Origin of the sequence: Pseudomonas bijieensis (assembly GCF_013347965.1) — a bacterium.
GTDB classification, from domain to species: Bacteria; Pseudomonadota; Gammaproteobacteria; order Pseudomonadales; family Pseudomonadaceae; genus Aquipseudomonas; species Aquipseudomonas bijieensis.
The window spans coordinates 4,708,317-4,724,724 of record NZ_CP048810.1; the positions used below are offsets into that span (position 1 = coordinate 4,708,317).

Annotated in this window: 16 protein-coding genes; 5 read left to right on the forward strand and 11 right to left on the reverse strand. The window is 61.4% G+C overall.

Annotation, left to right across the window (positions count from 1 at the left end):
* Nucleotides 1-253: 253 nt before the first annotated feature.
* The 3 genes from choV to GN234_RS20655 form a co-directional block, all read right to left on the reverse strand.
* Nucleotides 254-1,432 carry a choline ABC transporter ATP-binding protein gene (choV, locus tag GN234_RS20645; RefSeq protein ID WP_109755059.1) on the reverse strand — a complete coding sequence of 393 codons (1,179 nt, stop codon included), beginning with the start codon at nt 1,430-1,432 and terminating at the stop codon, nt 254-256.
* Nucleotides 1,429-2,274, reverse strand: a complete 846-nt coding sequence (gene choW, locus GN234_RS20650) for a choline ABC transporter permease subunit (RefSeq protein ID WP_003206355.1) — start codon at nt 2,272-2,274, stop codon at nt 1,429-1,431. The genes choV and choW overlap by 4 nt, the downstream gene beginning before the upstream one ends.
* 71 nt (nt 2,275-2,345) lie before the next feature.
* On the reverse strand, nt 2,346-3,293 hold the full coding sequence (locus GN234_RS20655) for a choline ABC transporter substrate-binding protein (RefSeq protein WP_109755058.1): 948 nt from the start codon (nt 3,291-3,293) through the stop codon (nt 2,346-2,348).
* 425 nt (nt 3,294-3,718) lie between these two features.
* Here GN234_RS20655 and GN234_RS20660 point away from each other — a divergent pair, with 425 nt between their 5' ends.
* Nucleotides 3,719-5,095, forward strand: a complete 1,377-nt coding sequence (locus tag GN234_RS20660; protein ID WP_176688989.1) for an L-serine ammonia-lyase — start codon at nt 3,719-3,721, stop codon at nt 5,093-5,095.
* A 573-nt stretch (nt 5,096-5,668) separates the two neighbouring features.
* The gene (gene gbdR, locus GN234_RS20665) at nt 5,669-6,772 is read left to right on the forward strand and encodes a choline metabolism transcriptional regulator GbdR (RefSeq protein ID WP_039590608.1); all 1,104 of its coding nucleotides are present in this window, start codon (nt 5,669-5,671) and stop codon (nt 6,770-6,772) included.
* 115 nt (nt 6,773-6,887) lie between these two features.
* Here the strand turns inward: gbdR and GN234_RS20670 are convergent, their stop codons facing one another.
* The 6 genes from GN234_RS20670 to GN234_RS20695 all read right to left on the reverse strand — a co-directional run bounded on the left by GN234_RS20670 (nt 6,888) and on the right by GN234_RS20695 (nt 12,386).
* Nucleotides 6,888-7,151 (reverse strand): hypothetical protein, encoded by a 264-nt coding sequence (locus GN234_RS20670; protein WP_109755056.1) that lies wholly within the window; start codon nt 7,149-7,151, stop codon nt 6,888-6,890.
* 382 nt (nt 7,152-7,533) lie between these two features.
* Entirely contained in the window at nt 7,534-8,697 is a 1,164-nt protein-coding gene (locus GN234_RS20675) for a gamma-butyrobetaine dioxygenase (protein ID WP_176688990.1), read from the reverse strand.
* Between the two features lie 20 nt (nt 8,698-8,717).
* Nucleotides 8,718-9,194 carry a thioesterase family protein gene (locus tag GN234_RS20680; RefSeq protein ID WP_176688991.1) on the reverse strand — a complete coding sequence of 159 codons (477 nt, stop codon included), beginning with the start codon at nt 9,192-9,194 and terminating at the stop codon, nt 8,718-8,720.
* 165 nt (nt 9,195-9,359) lie between these two features.
* Nucleotides 9,360-10,325, reverse strand: a complete 966-nt coding sequence (locus GN234_RS20685; protein WP_109755053.1) for an L-carnitine dehydrogenase — start codon at nt 10,323-10,325, stop codon at nt 9,360-9,362.
* Between the two features lie 158 nt (nt 10,326-10,483).
* Nucleotides 10,484-11,371: a beta-keto acid cleavage family enzyme gene (locus GN234_RS20690; RefSeq protein ID WP_109755052.1), complete on the reverse strand. Its 888-nt coding sequence runs from the start codon at nt 11,369-11,371 to the stop codon at nt 10,484-10,486.
* A 70-nt stretch (nt 11,372-11,441) separates the two neighbouring features.
* Nucleotides 11,442-12,386, reverse strand: coding sequence for a choline ABC transporter substrate-binding protein (locus tag GN234_RS20695; protein ID WP_176688992.1), 945 nt, complete (start codon nt 12,384-12,386; stop codon nt 11,442-11,444).
* A 193-nt stretch (nt 12,387-12,579) separates the two neighbouring features.
* On the opposite strand from GN234_RS20695, the gene GN234_RS20700 reads away from it, so the two are divergent.
* Nucleotides 12,580-13,539 (forward strand): GlxA family transcriptional regulator, encoded by a 960-nt coding sequence (locus tag GN234_RS20700; protein WP_109755050.1) that lies wholly within the window; start codon nt 12,580-12,582, stop codon nt 13,537-13,539.
* A gap of 155 nt (nt 13,540-13,694) precedes the next feature.
* Here the strand turns inward: GN234_RS20700 and GN234_RS20705 are convergent, their stop codons facing one another.
* Together GN234_RS20705 and GN234_RS20710 are read right to left on the reverse strand one after the other, a co-directional pair.
* Nucleotides 13,695-14,111, reverse strand: a complete 417-nt coding sequence (locus GN234_RS20705) for a DUF3010 family protein (protein ID WP_116833628.1) — start codon at nt 14,109-14,111, stop codon at nt 13,695-13,697.
* A 57-nt stretch (nt 14,112-14,168) separates the two neighbouring features.
* A complete protein-coding gene (locus GN234_RS20710; protein ID WP_109755048.1) occupies nt 14,169-14,570 on the reverse strand; it encodes a lysozyme inhibitor LprI family protein in 402 nt (133 codons plus the stop codon).
* A gap of 235 nt (nt 14,571-14,805) precedes the next feature.
* On the opposite strand from GN234_RS20710, the gene GN234_RS20715 reads away from it, so the two are divergent.
* The gene (locus GN234_RS20715) at nt 14,806-15,783 is read left to right on the forward strand and encodes a dipeptidase (protein ID WP_030139307.1); all 978 of its coding nucleotides are present in this window, start codon (nt 14,806-14,808) and stop codon (nt 15,781-15,783) included.
* Nucleotides 15,784-15,862: 79 nt separating this feature from the next.
* Complete coding sequence (locus tag GN234_RS20720) at nt 15,863-16,393, forward strand: 4-vinyl reductase (RefSeq protein ID WP_003177589.1); 531 nt, start codon at nt 15,863-15,865, stop codon at nt 16,391-16,393.
* Nucleotides 16,394-16,408 lie beyond the last annotated feature (15 nt).

The following is a 16,408-nucleotide window of genomic DNA, read 5'->3' on the forward strand; positions in this document are numbered from 1 at the left end:
TCAACAAAAAATAAATTCTATGACAAGTCGTCGCTGTTTACCGGGGCGAGGACTTTTGGGGATGTCTTTATAACACTCGTCGGTTGGCATGTAGGCTTAATGCGCTTGATAGCTGGAATACTGTTGTGGTGAGGGGATTTAGCGAAACGTCGCACCGCCCCGTTGGGCTGCGAAGCAGCCCCAGAGTTGTTAGCCGTTAGCACCACACAAACAAAAACGCCGCGAACATCTCGCGGCGTTTTTGTCTGTGGGCTCAGCCCAGGTTCTTGCCGAGCAGTGCGTGGTACAGCTCGCTGTCGCCCAGGATCCCGACGACTTTCTGGTTATCGTGGAGCACCAGTTTGTTGCCGGTCTGGTAGCGGATCTGCAAGGCGTCGCGCATGCCGATGTTGGAGTCCACCAGGGTCGGACGGCGGCCCAGTTCCTCGACGGCTTGGCCGGGTACCCAGTTTTGCAGGTCCAGCGCCGCGCCGTTCTGCCGGGCGCCCTTGATGGTGTTGCCCTCGGCCAGGTCGAGCCAGGAGTCGCCGCCCGGGTCCAGGCACACCGAACCGTTGATGCGCTTGCAGTTGTCCAGGGTGCGCATGAGGCTGCGACCGCAGAGGACGTTGAGCGGGTTGGTGTGGGCGACGAAAGTGCGCACGTAGTCGTCCGCCGGGTTCAGTACGATTTCTTCCGGCTTGCTGTACTGGATGATCCGGCCGTCTTTCATGATCGCGATGCGGCTGCCCAGCTTCAGGGCTTCGTCCAGGTCATGGCTGACGAACACGATGGTCTTGCTCAGCTTGCGTTGCAGTTCCAGCAGTTCGTCCTGCAGGCCCTGGCGGATCAGCGGGTCGAGCGCGGAGAAGGGTTCGTCCATCAGCAGGATGTCGGCGTCCATCGCCAGGGCGCGGGCCAGGCCGACCCGTTGCTGCATGCCGCCGGACAACTCGTCGGGCTTCTTGTTGCGCCACTGGGTCAGGCCCACCAGCTCAAGCTTTTCATCCACCAGCTTGCGCCGTTCCTTTTCCGGGCGGCCCTGCATTTCCAGGCCGAAGCTGATGTTCTCGCGCACTGTCAGCCAAGGCATCAGGGCGAACTTCTGGAACACCATGGCGATGCGCTTGGTGCGCATCATCTTCAGTTCGGCGGGGGTGCAGGACGCGATGTCGATCTGCCGGCCTTCGTGCTCGACGAACAGCTTGCCGCGGCTGACGGTGTTCAAGCCGTTGATGCAGCGCAGCAGGCTGGATTTGCCGGAGCCGGACAGGCCCATCAACACGCAGATTTCGCCTTTCTCGATGTCCAGGCTGGCTTTTTCCACGCCGACGATTTGTCCGGTTTTCTTCAGGATTTCGTTGCGGGTCATGCCCTGGTCGAGCAGCTTGAGGGCCTCGCGCGGATCCCTGGCGAAGATCACGTCAACGTCTTCAAAACGAATTATGCTCATGCGTCACCCCCTACTTTGGCGTCGGGTTGCTTGCAGATTCGGTCGAGCATGATCGCCAGCAATACGATCGCCAGGCCGGCTTCGAAGCCCAGGGCGATATCAGCGGTGTTCAGTGCGTTGACCACGGGTTTGCCCAGGCCATCGGCACCCACCAGCGCGGCGATCACCACCATCGACAACGACAGCATGATGCACTGGGTGATACCGGCCGCGATGCTCGGCATCGCATGGGGCAGTTCGATACGCGACAGCAGTTGGCGACGGGAGCAGCCGAAGGCTTTGCCGGCGTCCATCAGTTCGTCCGGAACGTCGCGGATGCCCAGGTAGGTCAGGCGGATGGGCGCGGCAATCGCGAACACCACCGTGGAGATCAGGCCCGGGACCACACCCAGACCGAAAAGGGTCAGGGTAGGAATGAGGTAAACGAAGGTCGGTACGGTCTGCATCAGATCGAGTACCGGACGCATCAGGGTGTAGAACATCGGCTTGTGCGCGGCAACAATGCCCAGCGGCACGCCGATCAGTACGCAAACCAGGGTCGCGAACAGCACCTGGGCGAGGGTTTCCATGGTCTCTTGCCAGTAACCCAGGTTGAGGATCAGCAGGAAAGACGCGATGACGAATACGGTCAGGCCCCATTTGCGCTGGATGAAATGCGCCAGTAGCGCGATGAGGCCGATCAGGGCCAACGGGTTGAACCAGGTCAGCGCAAACGTCACGCCGTGAATCATCGTTTCCAGGAACAGCGCGATTGCGTCGAATGTGCTGGCGCCGTGTTGCGTCAACCATTCAACGAAGCCGGCGATGTACTGGCCTAAAGGTATTTTCTGATCAATGAGCATGGTAGTGAACGTCCGCATGCAAGGGAATAAACAGCCCGGGCGAGCGAACCCGCCCGGCATAACATAAGCAGTTACTGCGCAAGTTTGGCTTTCACGGCTTCCAGGCCAGGTTTACCGTCAATGGTGGTCACGCCAGCCAACCAGGTATCGAGTACCTGTGGGTTTTTCTTCAGCCAGGCCTTGGCGGCGGCCTCAGGCTTCATCTTGTCGTCGAGCACGTTGCCCATCAGCGTGCTTTCCATGTCGACGGTGAACTCCAGGTTTTTCAACAGCTGGCCAACGTTGCTGCATTCCTGGCTGTAGCCCTTGCGGGTGTTGGTTGCCACGGTCGCGGCACCGAAGTCGGGGCCGAAGAAGTCGTCGCCGCCGGTCAGGTACTGGATCTTGAAGCGGGTGTTCATCGGGTGTGGCGCCCAGCCGAGGAACACCACATCGGTGCCACGCTTGGCGGCGCGGTCAACCTGCGAGAGCATGCCCGCTTCACTCGATTCGACGACTTTGAAGCCGGCGTCTTTCAGGCCGAAGGCGTTCTTTTCGATCATGCTCTGGATCAGGCGGTTGCCGTCGTTGCCGGGCTCGATCCCGTAGATCTTGCCGTCCAGTTCTTTCTTGAATTTGGGGATGTCGGCGAAGTCGTGCAGGCCCTTGTCATACAAGGCCTGGGGCACGGCGAGGGTGTACTTGGCGCCCTTGAGGTTGGTGCGCACGGTGTCCACGGTGCCGGCTTCGCGGTAGGCCTTGATGTCGTTTTCCATGGTCGGCATCCAGTTGCCGAGGAATACGTCCATGTTCTTGCCGTCGGCCAGGGACTTGTAGGTCACCGGCACGGAAATCATGGTGGTCTTGGTCTTGTAGCCCAGAGCGTCGAGCACCACGCTGGTGGTGGCGGTGGTCACGGTGATGTCGGTCCAGCCGACATCGGAGAAGTTGACGGTTTTGCACTGTTCGGGTTCAGCAGCGTTGGCCAGCATCGGAAGACTCAGCATGGCGGCCAACAACAACGACGTGGAACCTTTCATGGGTGGACTCCTGGTGTTTTATCGGCAGTGTCCTGTCAGGACAACCGCGCTTAATTGGATGTTGCGGTTGGTGGCGCGTGGGCACTCTCTGACACGCGGCCTTGCAAACGAGCCGTAACCGATCATGTACCAGTGCAAATCTGACGCCTACAGGGTGGGTCGTATCCAGTACAGGGATGGTCGCATCCAGTGTCGGTGACGTCGTTTACAGATTTTTTCCGCCCCTGGAGGACCTCTGACACGCAGAAAAACGGCGCAAAACCGGGGTCGGGAAGGGGCGGCGCTGCCAGGCATGATTGCGTCGGTGTCAGACGTCGGGCCCCCAGGTAAAAACCGGATGATGCGGCCATCCCGGCGTTGAGCGTAGCAGCTCCGTCACCGGACGCTCCTGCGCCCGGATGTGCCTGTTCTGGAGGTTATCGGCAATGGCAATCAGCGTTTTCGACTTGTTCAAAATCGGTATCGGCCCGTCCAGCTCCCACACCGTGGGGCCCATGCGTGCGGCGGCGCTGTTTGTTGAAGCGCTGAAGGCAAAGGCCCTGCTCAATGACGTGCGTCGGGTCGAGGTGCAGTTGTTTGGTTCGCTGTCGGCCACCGGTATCGGTCACGGCAGCGACAACGCTGTGATCATGGGCTTGATGGGCGAGTGGCCGGACGCAATCGACCCGTCGCAGATCGGCCCGCGTATCGGGCGGCTGCGCGAAACCCAGACCCTGCTGCTCGACGGTCGTCTGTCGGTGCCGTTCATCTGGTCCCGGGACATGCGCCTGATCGACGAGAACCTGCCATTCCATCCCAATGCCATGACCCTGGTGGCCGAGGGCGCCAACGGCGAGTTGCACCGTGACACTTATTACTCGGTGGGCGGTGGCTTTGTCGTCGATCAGGCCCAGGCCTCCAGCGGCGTAGTGGATCTGGACAGCACTGAGCTGCCTTATGATTTCTCCAGTGCCGAAGAATTGCTTGAGTTGTGCCGTATCCACAACTTGCGGGTGGCCGAGTTGATGCTGGCCAACGAAAAGGTCTGGCGCTCCGAGGATGAGATTCGTAGCGGCCTGATGAAACTGTGGCGGGCCATGCAGGATTGCGTCGAACAGGGCCTCAAGCATGAAGGCATCCTGCCCGGCGGTTTGAATGTGCGCCGGCGTGCGGCCAAGTTGCACCGCAGCCTGCAAGAGCTGAACAAACCCAATGTCATTGGCTCGACCCTCAGTGCCATGGAATGGGTCAACCTGTTCGCCCTGGCGGTCAACGAGGAGAACGCCGCCGGTGGGCGCATGGTCACGGCGCCGACCAACGGTGCGGCGGGGATCATTCCGGCGGTGCTGCATTACTTCATGAAATTCAGCGAAGCGGTCACCGATGCCAACGTCGTGGATTATTTCCTCGGTGCGGCGGCCGTCGGGATCCTGTGCAAGAAGAACGCGTCGATCTCCGGTGCCGAAGTCGGTTGCCAGGGCGAGGTGGGATCGGCTTGCGCCATGGCGGCGGCAGGCCTGGCGGAGATCCTCGGGGCCTCGCCGGAACAGCTGTGCAACGCGGCGGAAATCGGCCTGGAGCACAACCTGGGCCTGACTTGCGACCCGGTGGGTGGCCTGGTGCAGGTGCCCTGCATCGAGCGCAACGCGATTGCCGCGGTGAAAGCCATCAACGCCGCGCAAATGGCTCTGCGCGGGGATGGCCAGCATTTCATTTCCCTGGACCGGGTGATCCGCACCATGCGCGATACCGGTGCCGACATGCATGACAAATATAAAGAGACCTCGCGCGGCGGCTTGGCGGTCAGTGCGGTGGAGTGCTGAGCTGCGTTCGCACAACCCTTTGTGACAAGAGGGACCCTGTGGAAGCAAGGCTTGCCCGCGATGGCGGCAGTGGACTCAACATGGATGTCGACAGACATACTGTCCTCGCGAGCAAGCTTTGCTCCCACACAGATTCCCTTTATTCACGAGATCGAAAATCGCTCGTAAAATGAACACCCATCCGCAAACGCGCCACCTTTTAGCGCGTCGCAAACAGACAAGACACCGGTTGTCGGGTTTGCCTCCATACGCCCCTCGACCGTCCGTCGTCCGTACCTGTGGTGATACTCGTCGCGCAAGCGGCGCAGCCCAGTTCCCACAAGTGCTACCGATCTGCTCACAGCCCGCTGTGACAGGTGCCTGCCGCCACTGATGGCGCTTATAACCCGCACTCGACACACGCCTTATATAGACAGGCCGCGATGTCGTTTTCAGGATTTATTGAACACGCATTCAATTTTAGGCATGGCAATTGCTCTATCCCGATAAAGCCCCGTCTCGGCAAGAGAATGATGGCAATAACAAGAGCCTCCGCCTGAGGCCATTACCCGCTTTGTGTGAGGAGATACCGCGATGACGACGTCCAACTCCGGGGCTCAACCCCAGAACCGTGCGCCTCAATCCATCGGCTTTTTGCTGCTGGACAATTTCACGCTGATTTCCCTGGCGTCCGCGGTAGAACCGCTACGCATGGCTAACCAATTGTCCGGTCGCGAGCTGTATCGCTGGACCACCCTCACCGTCGATGGCGGCCAGGTCTGGGCCAGCGACGGTTTGCAGATCACCCCCGACGCCTCCATGCACAAGGCGCCGTCCCTGGACACCGTCATCGTCTGTGGTGGCATCGGCATCCAGCGCACGGTCACCCGTGAACACGTGTCGTGGCTGCAGAGCCAGGCCCGTCAATCCCGTCGCCTCGGTGCGGTCTGCACCGGCAGCTGGGCCCTGGCATGCGCCGGCCTGCTGGACGGGTTCGATTGCAGCGTGCACTGGGAATGCCTGGCGGCGATGCAGGAAGCCTTCCCTCGGGTCTCGATGAGCACCCGTCTGTTCACCCTCGACCGTAACCGTTTCACCAGCTCTGGCGGCACCGCGCCGCTGGACATGATGCTGCACCTGATCAGCCGCGATCACGGTCGCGAACTGTCGGCAGCGATCTCGGAAATGTTTGTCTACGAGCGCATCCGCAACGAGCAGGATCACCAGCGTGTGCCGCTCAAGCACATGCTCGGCACCAACCAGCCGAAGTTGCAGGAAATTGTCGCGCTGATGGAAGCCAACCTCGAAGAGCCGATCGACCTGGACGAACTGGCGGTGTACGTCGCCGTGTCCCGCCGTCAGTTGGAGCGGCTGTTCCAGAAGTACCTGCATTGCTCGCCGTCGCGCTATTACCTCAAGTTGCGGCTGATTCGCGCGCGGCAACTGCTCAAGCAGACGCCGATGTCGATCATCGAGGTGGCCTCGGTGTGCGGCTTCGTCTCCACCCCGCACTTCTCCAAGTGCTACCGCGAATACTTCGGCATTCCACCGCGTGACGAACGCGTAGGCTCCAACACCACGCAACAGGTGGCGATGATGCCGCTGCCACAGGCGCTGGTGCTGTCGCCGCTGTCAGGCCCGCTGTCGGCGTTGAGCCAGGCGCGCAATGAGTCGACGTTTGCCAGTGTGAGGCTCTAGACCGAGGCGCCTTCATCGCGAGCAAGCTTTGCTCCCACAGGAAGTCTTCTGGGTGAAGTAGACAGCGTGCTCCCCGGAGATCCGTGGGAGCAAAGCTTGCTCGCGATTTGGTTTATCAGCCGCTGTGGTTCTGCTGATACTCCATCAGAGCCGGCAACAGCTGCTTATCGATCGCCTGACGCACAGCCGGCAGGATGGTGGCGCTGCTGGTGTACATGTCCTTGACCATGCGCCGCAAATCATTGGCGCGGGCCCTGTCCAGCCCACGTACCGCGCACTCGCACGCCTGTTCGGCGGTGGAGCCGCTGGGTATTTGCAGCCCCAGGGCCTTGAGGTGGCCCAGCAGGTCTTCCTGGTCGATCAAATCGGCGTACATCATGACGCTTTTCCTTGTTCAGGGATTGGGGTCGTGTCTCGATTCTGGTAGCCACCCGAAGCGGCGGCAAGGGCAAATGGTCGCCATGTCATGAATGACTATGGAGGCGTCGTTTTCGGCTAACTTGCACGGGCCTGGACTGGGCACACTGACTCCAAGCTGATTCACGATGGTTTGGTCACCCTCGCGCGACAGCTCCTCCAGTAACGCACCTGCCCCGATCCTGTCACGGCTTGATCGGGGATTTTTTTGCCTCGGTGAATCAGGGGGAGATGGGTTGCCGGAAAGACCGCTATCGCGAGCAGGCTCGCTCCCACAATGGTTCTGTGTCATTCACAGCATCTAATGTGGGAGCGAGCCTGCTCGCGATGAACGATGACGCGGTCTACCTTTGCAACACCAGAATCCGCGACAACAACTCATCCCGATCCACATAGCACCCCTGGAAATGCCGGGCCCCGGTGGCTGGGTCGAAGGCGTTGCGGGCATGGAGGGTGCGGCGGTTGTCGAAGCACCAAAGCTGGCCGGGTTCGAGGCGCTGTACCAAACGAAATTGTGCCTCGCGGGTCAGGGCGATGAAGCGGCGATAGGCGCGGTAAAGCCTGGGCATCTGCTCGACCGAGGTGTCGAACGGCCCGCGCAGGAAGTTCGCCATGCGGATTTCCGCAACCTGTCCCAGGGCATCCAGGGCGATGATCGGCGCCAGGCAGCGGTAGTCGCTGTGGCGGTCCTTGTTGCGAAACTCCACCGGGATTTCGCACAGCGCAGCAAAGGCCTCGGGATCTTCCTGGCGCAGGGCCTCGGCGATGGCGAAACCGTCGACAAAAATGCTTTCGCCACCCTCGGCGTCATTCACCAGGCAATGCAGGAACTGCAACCCCGGTTGCAGCTCCCGGGTTGGCAGGTCGCTGTGCAGCGGCAGGTTGAAAGCGGTGTAGGCGTTGCTGTCGGCATCGGCCTTGGATTGCACATTGAACAGCACGCCGAAGTTGCTTTCGCGGATGAACGAAATGCGCTGGGCGATCAGCTTCAGCGAACCGGGTTCGGTGGGCACGCCGCGCACTTGGGTCAGGCCGATGTCGCGCACCGCCAGCAGCCATTGCAGCAAGGCATCGGCATCGTCCATCAGCGTCCGGTAGTCGAATACCGGCAATTGCAGATCACGGCGCCATAGTTGGCTTTTGGGCTTGTTCACCAGGCGTTCGGCCCGGGATTGGTCGTCGTAGGCATGGGCGCGCAACCAGCCCGGGTCGAAACGGCTCTGGTGGCCGTCCTGCCAATCCACGCACAGGCAACCTTCGTCGTCGAGGCGGGTTGCGGCGGGTGCCAAGTCTTCGGGTACATCAATGATCTCCAGCACCTGCTCGCGGGTGACGCTGTAGACGCATTGGGGGCAAGGGCAGTTGTCCCGCAGCCATTGATGATGAAAGGGGCTGGTCCGACCGTCGGCCCAGGTGACTTGCACCCGGTCGGCCAAGGGCCTTGCGGCGGTCAATGCGAAGATCAGGGGATAACGGCGGAAGTCGGCAAAAGCGGCAGCGGTGTTCATGGCGATCTCCTGTTCGAGGCTTATCGGGCGGGAGGCAGGGCGATGACCCGACCGATGTACGCCGGAGGCGGCAGGTTGGCTTGTTGGTCGAGCAGGGCTTTGAGGCGGTCCAGGGTCGGTTCCGTGAAGGGCGCCGAGCGCGGGCCGGCCAGGTCGACGTGCAGCAGCATTTGCTCGTTGCCAGCCAGTTCTTTATCGCCGCCGACCAGATGCAGGCTGTGGTAGAGGTGCAGGCGCTTGGCGTCGTGGCCGATGATTTGCGTGTGCACCTCCACTTCGGCGTCGAGCTTCACTTCGTGCAGGTAATTGAGGTGCAGTTCGAGGGTGAACAGCGAGTGGCCGCTGGCCTCGCGGTTCTGGCTGTCCAGGCCGAGCCGGTCCATCAGCGCGTCGGTGGCGTAGCTGAAGATCAGCAGGTAAAAGGCATCGCGCAGGTGGCCGTTGTAATCGACCCAATCCGGGAGGATGCTGGTTTGGTAGGTGGTGAGGGTGGGCATGATTCAGGTCCGACAATTGAGGTGACTGGGCTGGCGCTATCGCGAGCAGGCTCGCTCCCACAGGGATTTGGCGGTGTGAACACTATTATTTCACCCAGAAAATCCCCTGTGGGAGCGAGCCTGCTCGCGATGAGGCCAGATAGGCTGGCCCCAAAAAGCCAGGGGTTACTCGGTGAAGGCCATTCCATGCTTGGCCTTGGTGGTCTTCACCGCTTCCAGCACCGCCAGCAGGCAATCATCACGATAGCGCTCCAGGGCCGAAATGCTGTGGCTGCCCAGTTGCGCGCTGGTCCCGTCCACTACGTCGTCGATCAGTTTCTCGGTCAGCTCCGGCGCTGGCAGGTAGGTCCACGGCAGCTGTAACGCCGGGCCGAACTGGGCCATGAAGTGCCGCATGCCGGCATCGCCGCCAGCCAGGGTATAGGTCAGGAACGTGCCCATGAACGACCAGCGCAAGCCGGCACCGAAACGGATCGCGTCATCGATTTCGCCGGTGGTGGCCACGCCGTCGTTGACCAGGTGCAGGGCTTCGCGCCACAGCGCCTCGAGCAGGCGGTCGGCGATGAAACCGGGTACTTCCTTGCGTACGTGCAGTGGCCGCATGCCGAGGGATTCGTACACCTGCATCGCCGCCTGCACGGCCTCGGGCGCGGTGTTTTTGCCGCCCACCACTTCCACCAGTGGCAACAGGTAGACCGGGTTGAACGGGTGGCCGACTACGCAGCGTTCCGGGTGGGTGGCGCCTTCGTAGAATTCGCTCGGCAGCAGCCCCGATGTGCTGGAACCGATCAGCGCGTTCGGCTTGGCGGCGGCGCTGATCTGGGCGTGCAGCTCGAGTTTCAATTCCAGGCGCTCGGGGGCGCTTTCCTGGATGAAATCGGCGTCGCGTACGCATTCTTCGATGGTCGTGACAAAGCGCAGCCGATCCTGCGAAGCACCAGGGGCCAGGCCTTGTTTTTCCAGCGCGCCCCAGGCGTTGGCGACGCGTTTGCGCAGCGCCGCTTCGGCACCCGGCGCGGGGTCCCAGGCGACCACGTCGAGGCCATGGGCCAGGGCGCGGCTGACCCAGCCGCTGCCGATCACACCGCTGCCCAAAGCGGCGAAGGTTTTGATGTCGGTGATGAAGCTCATAGTGATGTCCTGAAAAAATAGTTCGGTGATCCCCTGTGGGAGCAAGGCTTGCCCGCGATGCCGGCAGTAGATTCAACAGGGATGTCGACTGACATACCGTCATCGCGGGCAAGCCTTGCTCCCACAGGTTGTGTCCCTAGGGGGAGATAAGTGTTTGGTCAGCCGCGCTGGGTCAGTCCCATTTTCTTGCGGCCCTCAGCCGGCGTGAGCACCCGCGCCCCGAGGCGGCTGAGGATTTCGCTGGCGCGCTCCACCAGTTGGCCGTTGGTGGCGAGCACGCCTTTGTCCAGCCAGAGGTTGTCTTCCAACCCGACCCTTACGTTGCCTCCCAGCAGCACCGCCTGCGCGGCCATCGGCATTTGCATGCGACCGATGCCGAAGCCGGCCCACACGGCATCCGCCGGCAGGTTGTCGACCATGGCTTTCATGGTGGTGGTGTCAGCCGGCGCGCCCCACGGGATGCCCAGGCAGAGTTGGAACAGCGGGTTGTCCAGCAGGCCTTCCTTGATCAGTTGCTTGGCGAACCACAGGTGGCCGGTGTCGAAGATCTCCAGCTCGGCCTTGACCCCCAGTTCAGTGATGCGCTTGGCCCCGGCCCGCAGTTGCGCCGGGGTGGAGACGTAAATGGTGTCGCCGTCGCCGAAGTTCAGGGTGCCGCAATCCAGGGTGCAGATTTCCGGCAACAGCTCTTCGACGTGGGCCAGGCGGGTCAGCGGCCCCACCAGGTCGGTGTTGGGGCCGAACTCCATTGGTCGTTCGCCGGCACCGATTTCCAGGTCGCCACCCATGCCGGCGGTGAGGTTGACGATGATGTCGACGTCCGCCTCACGGATGCGCTCCATCACTTCGCGGTACAGCGCCACATCGCGGCTGAACTTGCCGGTCTGGGGATCGCGAACGTGGCAGTGGACCACCGTGGCCCCGGCCTTCGCCGCCTCGACGGCGGCGGCAGCGATCTGTTTCGGGGTGACCGGCACGTGAGGGCTCTTGGCGGTCGTGTCGCCAGCACCGGTGAGTGCGCAGGTGATGATGACGTCGTGGTTCATGGTGCGGATTCCTTCAGGCGTGATGAGTCACTGCGCAGCCATGGGTGCTGCGCAGGGGGATAAAGGTTGATCAGTTGCTGGTCAGCTTCAGGTTGTCGGCAGCGGGCTTGCCGTCGAAGGTGGTCACGCCTTCGAGCCAGCGCTGCTTGTCTTGCGGATGATCCTTGAGCCATTGCCGGGCCGACTCCAGCGGGTCCTTGTGATCGAGCAGCGGTTGCATCATCCGGCTCTCGTCTTCGGCGGTGAAGGTCAGGTTGCTCAGCAAGCGCCCAACGTTCGGGCATTGCTGGGCGTAGTCCGGCGCGGTGACGGTCCATACGGTGGCCATGCCTTCGTTCGGGCCGAGAGCGTCGTCACTGCCAGTGAGGTAGGTCATTTGCACGTTGACGTTCATCGGGTGCGGTGCCCAGCCAAAGAACACCACGGCTTCCTTGCGGCGCACGGCGCGGTCCACGGCGGCGAGCATGCCGGCCTCGCTGGACTCCACCAGCTGGAATTTGCCCAGGCCGAACTGGTTCTTGGCGATCATCGCCTTGATCTGGGTGTTGGCGCCGGAACCGGGCTCGATGCCGTAGATCTTGCCGCCCAGTTCTTTTTCGAATTTGGCGATGTCGGCGAAGGTCTTCAGGCCCTTGTCGGCCAGATAGGTCGGCACGGCCAGGGTCGCGCGGGCATCCTTGAGGCTGGGTTGTTCCAGCACCTTGACCTGCTTGGCCTCGACGAACGGGGTGATGGTCTGGGTCATCAGCGGGTTCCAGTAGCCCAGGAACAGGTCCAGGCGCTGGTCGCGGATGCCAGCGAAAATGATTTGCTGGGAGGCGCTGGTCTGCTTGGTCTTGTAGCCGAGGCCATCGAGCATCACCTGGGTCAGGGCGCTGGTGGCGATGACGTCGGTCCAGTTGACCACGCCCAGGCGCACGTTCTGGCACGCGGCGGGCTCGGCTGCCATGGCGGCCGGGCTCAGGAATTGGGTAGCGCTGAGTGCAAGAACGCAGTAGCTGATCAGTCGTTTCATTGTCAGGTTCCTCGGCAGCTTATTGTTATGGGGCCCGGAGTCTGCGCGCCGGTGATGCCAAGTTACGCAGCCTCGGGCGGGGCAAAACGCACAGCGGCGACGTGCTCTTGCACTGCAGCGACCTGTACGCTTGAACGTCGCTTGCAACTGGCGTATCAAGGTCCGCACGCTGCCCGTCAACCGAGTGCGCTCCATGTCCCAGGATTTCTACTTCTTGTTGATGCCGGGTTTCTCGGCCATCGGCTTCATTTCGGCCATCGAGCCGTTGCGGGTCGCCAATCGTTTTCGTGGCGAGCTGTACCGCTGGCATGTGCTGAGCGCCGATGGTGGGGCGGTGCTGGCGAGCAATGGCATGTCGGTCAACGCCGATGCTGCACTGGAGCCATTGAAGAAGGGCGCGACGCTCTGGGTGGTGGCGGGGTTCGAACCACTGAAATTCGCCACCCCGGCCCTGGAGCGTTGGCTGCATCGTTTGGACAATGAAGGCGTGACCCTCGGCGGCATCGACACCGGTAGCGTGGTCCTGGCCGAGGCGGGCCTGTTGGAAGGGCACCGCGTGACCTTGCATTGGGAAGCGATCGAGGCGTTCAAGGAATCTTATCCACAGCTCAGCGTGACCCAGGAACTGTTCGAAATCGACCGTCGCCGCATCACCTGCGCCGGCGGCACTGCGTCCATCGACCTAATGCTTGATCTGATCGGCCAGGCCCATGGTTCGGAACTGGCGATCCAGGTCAGCGAACAGTTCGTGCTGGGGCGCATCCGGCCGCGCAAAGACCACCAGCGCATGGAAATCGCCAGCCGCTACGGCATTCGCAACAAGAAGCTGGTGCACGTCATCGGCGAGATGGAAACTCACAGCGAACCGCCCCTGAGTACCCTTGAACTGGCCGAGTCCATTGGCGTTACCCGCCGCCAGCTCGAGCGGCTGTTCCGCCTGCACCTGAACGACACCCCGAGCAATTTCTACCTGCGCTTGCGCCTGGAAAAGGCCCGGCAATTGCTGCGTCAGACCGACATGAGCGTGCTGGAAGTGAGCATTGCCTGCGGTTTTGAGTCACCTTCGTACTTTACCCGCAGCTATCGGGCACGGTTCGCGCGCTGCCCACGGGAGGATCGGCGGCGGCAGGGGGATGGACGGGAGCTGGTTTGACAGGGTTTTATACTCAATTATGCTCGCGACTATAAATTATACCTGTCGTCATAATTGAGTATAAAACTCACCGATTCGAAGCTGGAGGTGGTGGCCAAGATGCTCAGGAGCCTGGGCGCTCCCTCGCCACAGGTACTGTGTCCGGTTGGAAAGATCTATTTCTTCACTAACGCCGAACATGCTGCCTTATAAGCCTCATGCTGATACTTGTTCAGCGTCGCCGGCAGGGCGAAGTCATGCTTTTTGCTCTGTGCATTGATGGTCTGCGGCGACAGCAGCGTTACCTCGCAGCCCTCCAGCAACTGGAACACCCCCTCGATCTTGAACGTCGTCGGCCCTCCGGCGAATTCCCCTTTCTTGCTGCGCTTCTTGATGGCGATGCGTTCGATACCGTTATCCACCACGAACGCCCGCACCTGAGCGGCGAAGGCCTTGACGTTGGCGGCTTCGTCATCGTCGTCCAGGGCGATTTTCTTGGTGTTGAGGGCGATATGGGTCAGTGCCTGTTGATCCAGCGAGGCAACGGCGATGATTGCTTCGCTGCCTTTGATTTCGATGCCGCAGGTTTTCATGTGAGTCCCTTTACCAATGATGCGCGCAGCTTACCGCGCGGAACGGCTCCTGACGCATCACTCCTGCCCTATCGACTCCAAAAACTCCGACCGATCGTCGCTCACCTGGGCCATGCAGTCGTTTTCGGCGATTTTGTAGGCTTCGCTGCCGGGTTTGGCCGGGAAGGCGGCGATGGCGCAGTCGGCGTCGCGCTGTTTTTGCCACAGCTGTTGGGCGTTCTTGATCTTGGCGGTGATGTCGCTGAGTTGGGCCTTGTCGCTGGCGTAGCGGGTTTGCAGGCGTTCGTTGAGGCTTTGCAGGTTTTCATTGAGCAGTTGTTCGGCGGCGGTTTTGCCGTAGGCCGAGCAGGCCAGGGTCTGGACGTCGTTTTCCACGGCGTCGCAGGGGTTGGGTTCGGTGTCTTCGGTCGCGTGTGCGACGGTGCTGATCAGTGCCAAAGCCAGGAAGATTGATTTCATTGCGTCGCCGCTCGAGTCCAGTGAAAGCCAGTGATGCAGCGGATTCTGGCGCAAGCGTCGGGTAAAGAACAGACGGGCAGGGTGGGCCGGGCATAGCCCATTGTCGCGGATTGACGCTTTCGGCAATTCCCCTGTCGTTTTTGCACCCGGTCGCCACGGCCCTCAGGCATATGCTGGCCCCAAAGCGCCGGCACACGATTCGGCGCATGAATCGCTGACAAAAGGGGACTGCCTGATGAGCCCAGCCGAATTGCACGCCGACAGCATCGTTATCGACGGGCTGATCATTGCCAAGTGGAACCGCGACCTGTTCGAAGACATGCGCAAGGGCGGCCTGACCGCAGCCAACTGCACCGTGTCGGTGTGGGAAGGTTTCCAGGCCACCATCAACAACATCGTTGCCAGCCAGAAACTGATCCGCGAGAACAGTGACCTGGTGATCCCGGTGAAAACCACCGCCGACATCCGTCGCGCCAAGGAACAAGGCAAGACCGGCATCATCTTCGGCTTCCAGAACGCCCACGCCTTCGAAGACCAGCTCGGCTACGTCGAGATCTTCAAGCAGCTCGGCGTGGGTGTGGTGCAGATGTGCTACAACACCCAGAATCTGGTCGGCACCGGTTGCTATGAGCGCGACGGCGGCCTGTCGGGCTTCGGCCGTGAAATCGTCGCCGAGATGAACCGGGTCGGCATCATGTGCGACCTGTCCCACGTCGGTTCCAAGACTTCCGAAGAAGTCATCCTCGAATCGAAGAAGCCGGTCTGCTATTCCCACTGCCTGCCGTCCGGCCTGAAAGAGCACCCGCGTAACAAGTCCGATGAGGAACTGAAGTTCATCGCCGACCACGGCGGCTTCGTTGGCGTGACCATGTTCGCGCCGTTCCTGGCCAAGGGCATCGATTCGACCATCGACGACTACGCCGAAGCCATTGAATACACCATGAACATCGTCGGCGAAGACGCCATCGGCATCGGTACCGACTTCACCCAGGGCCACGGCCAGGATTTCTTCGAAATGCTGACCCACGACAAGGGCTACGCCCGTCGTCTGACCAGCTTCGGCAAGATCATCAACCCCCTGGGCATCCGCACTGTGGGCGAGTTCCCGAACCTCACCGAGACGCTGCTCAAGCGCGGCCATCCTGAGCGGGTGGTGCGCAAGATCATGGGCGAAAACTGGGTCAACGTCTTGAAAGACGTCTGGGGCGAGTAACCGCCACCGCACCGCTAATCCTCTACCTGCGGCCCTCTGCGCCGCAGGCAATACCACGAATTTCCGGAGTCAAGTTTTCATGGCCAAGATCGCCCCGCAACTGCCTATCGAAGTCGACAGCGAAACCGGTGTCTGGACCTCCGACGCCCTGCCGATGCTGTACGTGCCGCGTCACTTCTTCGTCAACAACCACATGGGCATCGAGGAAGTCCTGGGCGCCGACGCCTATGCCGAGATTCTCTACAAGGCCGGCTACAAATCCGCCTGGCACTGGTGTGAAAAAGAAGCCGAATGCCATGGCCTGGAAGGTGTCGCGGTGTTCGAGCACTACATGAAGCGCTTGTCCCAGCGTGGTTGGGGTCTGTTCAAGATCCAGGACATCGACCTGGACAAAGGCACCGCCAGCGTCAAGCTCGAACATTCGGCGTTCGTCTATGTGTACGGCAAGGTCGGGCGCAAGGTCGACTACATGTTCACCGGCTGGTTCGCCGGCGCCATGGACCAGATCCTGGCCGCTCGCGGCAGCAAGATCCGCACCGTGGCCGAACAGGTCTATGGCGGTTCCGAAGAAGGCCACGACGACGGCCTGTTCATCGTCAAGCCGTTGTAAGTCGAGGATTGCGCC